Source organism: Pseudanabaena sp. 'Roaring Creek', assembly GCF_001402795.1.
Classification (GTDB): Bacteria; Cyanobacteriota; Cyanobacteriia; order Pseudanabaenales; family Pseudanabaenaceae; genus Pseudanabaena.
Genome location: NZ_LIRE01000364.1, coordinates 1 through 4,028 on the forward strand (window position 1 = coordinate 1; position 4,028 = coordinate 4,028).

The 4,028-nt window shown below is 45.6% G+C and carries 3 protein-coding genes; all 3 read left to right on the forward strand.

Translation table 11 applies throughout. The features are described 5' to 3' along the window. The first annotated feature begins 248 nt into the window (after positions 1–248). The 3 genes from groES to AC805_RS12260 all read left to right on the forward strand — a co-directional run bounded on the left by groES (position 249) and on the right by AC805_RS12260 (position 3,829). Positions 249–560: a co-chaperone GroES gene (gene groES, locus AC805_RS12250; protein WP_009629538.1), complete on the forward strand. Its 312-nt coding sequence runs from the start codon at positions 249–251 to the stop codon at positions 558–560. A gap of 124 nt (positions 561–684) precedes the next feature. Continuing rightward, positions 685–2,319, forward strand: coding sequence for a chaperonin GroEL (gene groL / locus AC805_RS12255; RefSeq protein ID WP_055075706.1), 1,635 nt, complete (start codon positions 685–687; stop codon positions 2,317–2,319). 142 nt (positions 2,320–2,461) lie between these two features. Beyond that, positions 2,462–3,829 carry an O-antigen ligase gene (locus tag AC805_RS12260; protein ID WP_055075707.1) on the forward strand — a complete coding sequence of 456 codons (1,368 nt, stop codon included), beginning with the start codon at positions 2,462–2,464 and terminating at the stop codon, positions 3,827–3,829. The last annotated feature ends 199 nt before the right edge of the window (positions 3,830–4,028 follow it).

Genomic DNA, 4,028 nt, shown 5'->3' on the forward strand with positions numbered 1-4,028 from the left:
TTAGGGACTTGCGATTTAATGAAGTACAAAATATAAAACCAGAATCGGTGACGCGGCTCCGCCGCGCCACCGATTCTGGCAAAAATGTTTATTGTTAACAGCGCTAGCCTTTCAGTTCGGAGCCTTTCAGTTCGGTAAACCACACTATAGCCATTGCAACCATTTCGGTTAAATTAGCACTCAGTCACCTAGAGTGCTAAAACACTCTAGACAAAGCCAAAAAATGCTAGTCAACTGAGTGAATACCAATGGCAACCACGACATTAAACGTAACTACAGTAAAACCTTTAGCCGATCGCGTATTTATCAAAGTAAGCGCTAAAGAAGAAAAAACCGCAGGTGGAATTTTCTTGCCTGAGACCGCAAAGGAAAAGCCCCAAGTCGGTGAAATCGCCGCAGTAGGACCTGGAAAGCTCGATGATAAAGGCGAACGTCAAGCCCTAGAAGTCAAAGTTGGAGATAAAGTTCTTTACTCCAAATATGCTGGTACTGATATCAAACTTGGCACAGATGAATATGTGCTGCTAGCAGAAAAAGATATTTTAGCGATCGTTTCATAGTCACTGGTAATTGGTAATTGGTAGTGGCTAATCGGTAACTGAGATCGAAACCCAATCACCAATCACCAATCACCAATCACCAAGTTTTTTGCTAACCCGTTCCTATTAACAAATCAAAAAAATTATGTCTAAAAAAATCATTTACAACGAAGATGCACGTCGCGCCCTCGAACGCGGTATGGACATCTTGGCTGAAGCGGTAGCCGTAACCCTAGGACCAAAGGGTCGTAACGTAGTTCTGGAGAAGAAATTTGGTTCTCCTCAAATCGTTAACGATGGTGTAACCATTGCTAAGGAAATCGAACTAGAAGATAACGTTGAAAATACGGGCGTAGCTTTGATTCGTCAAGCTGCTTCTAAAACCAATGACGCTGCTGGTGACGGAACCACCACGGCAACCGTATTGGCTCATGCCATCGTTAAAGAAGGTCTCCGCAACGTAGCGGCTGGGGCTAACTCGATCGCTCTTAAGCGCGGTATCGATAAGGCAACTGCTTTCTTAGTGGGCAAGATCAAAGACCATGCTAAGCCCATCGAAGATTCTAAGGCGATCGCTCAAGTTGGAACCATCTCTGCTGGTAACGACGAAGAAGTCGGTTCGATGATCGCTCAAGCGATGGACAAGGTTGGTAAAGAAGGTGTGATTTCCCTCGAAGAAGGTAAATCCATGTTTACCGAGTTAGAAGTTACCGAAGGTATGCGCTTTGATAAGGGCTATATCTCTCCTTACTTCGTAACCGATGCCGAGCGCATGGAAGCTTCCTTTGAAGAACCAGTGCTCTTAATCACTGATAAGAAGATTGCCCTCGTTCAAGAACTCGTTCCCGTTCTCGAACAAGTTGCGCGTGCTGGTCGTCCTTTGATTATCATCGCTGAAGATATCGAAAAAGAAGCTCTGGCAACTCTCGTAGTGAACCGTCTCCGTGGCGTTCTTAACGTTGCTGCGATCAAGGCTCCTGGATTTGGCGATCGTCGTAAGGCGATGCTCGAAGACTTGGCAATTCTCACTGGCGCTCAAGTCATCACTGAAGATGCTGGACTCCGCCTTGATGCGGTGAAGCTCGATCAACTCGGTAAAGCACGTCGCATCATCATCACCAAGGACAGCACCACCATTGTTGCTGATGGCAACGAAGCCGCAGTTAAGACTCGCGTCGAACAAATTCGCCGTCAAATCGAAGAAACCGAATCTTCCTACGATAAAGAGAAGCTCCAAGAACGTTTGGCTAAGCTCTCTGGTGGCGTAGCCGTGATTAAGGTTGGCGCAGCAACTGAAACCGAGATGAAGGATCGTAAGTTGCGTCTAGAAGATGCAATTAACGCAACGAAAGCAGCAGTTGAAGAAGGTATCGTTCCCGGCGGTGGTACAACCTACGTTCACCTTGCTCCCGAACTTCATACTTGGGCAACTGCTAACCTTACAGGTGAAGAACTTACTGGCGCAATTATCGTATCCAAAGCTTTGTCTTCTCCCGTAAAGCGGATTGCTGCAAATGCTGGTTTTAATGGTGCAGTGATTGCTGAAAACGTTCGTGAAAAAGACTTCAATATTGGCTTTAATGCTATGTCTGGAGAATTTGAAGATATGTTTGCGGCTGGTATTGTCGATCCTGCTAAGGTCACTCGCTCGGCATTGCAAAATGCAGCTTCGATCGCTGGTATGATTTTGACCACCGAATGTATTGTCGTTGACAAGCCTGAAGATAAGGGCGCTGGCGGCGGCGGTGCTATGGGTGCTGGCGGCGATTTCGATTACTAATTTTCCATAGATATTTGAATCTACACAAAAAAGGGAGTGCTTTGCACTCCCTTTTTTGTGTAGATTCAAATATGAGTGGCGGCGCTTTGCGCCGCCACTCATATTTTGGGTAATTGCTATAAACTTAAAAGCTTTAAGGTATGTGCTGACCACACAGTGGGCAGCACATACCTTTAGCTTAATTAACGAGAAAGGTAAAGGGATGCTCTGGAAACTGACCAAAGATAATGAATTGAGCTTAGAGTGGAACTGGCTGCAAAGTGTTGCTATTTTTATGGTGATTAGTAACGTTTTCATGCCTTTTGCGATGGTGTTATTGGCTGTGCTGGTTCTATTTCGGCATGGTTGGCATGCGATCGCCACGCCCATCAATCGCGCTTATTTTTGGCTGTCGCTATGGATGATTTTTACGACAGTAATTGCCTTTAATCCCGCCACTGCCGCAGGGGGACTGGCCAACTTTTTGCCCTATTTTCTATTGGCAGCAATTACTAGCTTTATCATTCGCACTCCCGCTCAATTTACTCATTTTCTTTGGTTATTGGTATTTAGCTCTATGCTCGTAAGTGGTTTTGGAATCTTGCAAGCAATTCTCGATCGCCCTGATTGGTTCTTCCCGAAAGTGATTTTTGATAGCTATAAGATACCTATGGGGTTTAGCGCCGATCGCCGCATCCAGTCTTTTTTTGGACATTTCAATGAAACAGCCGCTTATCTATTAATGATTTTGCCGATCGCCTTTCATTTTGCGCTTGGTCAAGTGAAAAGTATCACCAAAAGCCAGAGAGCGATCGCCGTAGTCGCTCTTGCCTTGGGAACTGCGGTATTAATTTTGACTGGTTCCCGCAATGCATGGGGGTTGGCAATAATAGGAATGATCGCCCTAGCCCTCTATTATCGTCAATGGAAATTCGTTTTAGGATTAGGTATTTTTCTCTCCATCATTGCTTGGGGAATATTTGGTCAGAAATTGGGGTTAGGAGGTGAATTTGTACGAGCGCTATTGCCCGAAGGCTTTGTCAATCGCTTATCTAGCGCGATCGATCCCAAATTAGGTGATTATGCATCCACTGCCGATCGCCTTAATGCTTGGCAATTTGCGGGAGCGCTGATTGCGAAACATCCCATCCAAGGCTGGGGATTGCGCAACTTTCCCCTAGTTGCTAAGGCAATGAATTTTGATTTGCGGGGATTGCCCCACGAACATAATTTATTTCTGGCGATCGCTGTTGGTTCGGGTATTCCTGCCCTGTTAGGTTTTATCGGTATTATTAGCTGGACGATCTGGTTATCATTGAAATCGGCGATCGCTAAAAATACGGAAGGAATGATGTTTGTGGCGGTAGTAGGAGCCATTCTCTTTTTGCTATCAGGCTGGCTAGATTTAGTGCTCTACGAGCCAAGGCTGAGTATGTTGTTATGGTTTCTGCTTGGCGGTATGTATGGCTTAGCATCTTACCGTCCTCATCAATCTGATCAAACGGATGAAATTAATGCTAAAGCTACTTAATTAGTGTTGCGCGGCGCAGCCGCGCAACACTATAGCTGCCGCCAGTTTTGTTAGGACAAAATCAAAACCCCAAAGAGAGTTGCCGCGCTCCGCGCGGCAACTCTCTTTGGGGTTTTATATCCTGATACAGTTTGCGGCAGCTATAATTGTTCGCTGCGGAGGGAATCAAAATTTGGGTTTGATATGATAGAGATCGCCG

Coding starts and splice junctions, on each gene's coding strand:
- groES (WP_009629538.1), top strand. CDS start 249: ATGGCAACCACGACATTAAACGTAACTACAGTAAAACCTTTAGCCGAT.
- groL (WP_055075706.1), top strand. CDS start 685: ATGTCTAAAAAAATCATTTACAACGAAGATGCACGTCGCGCCCTCGAA.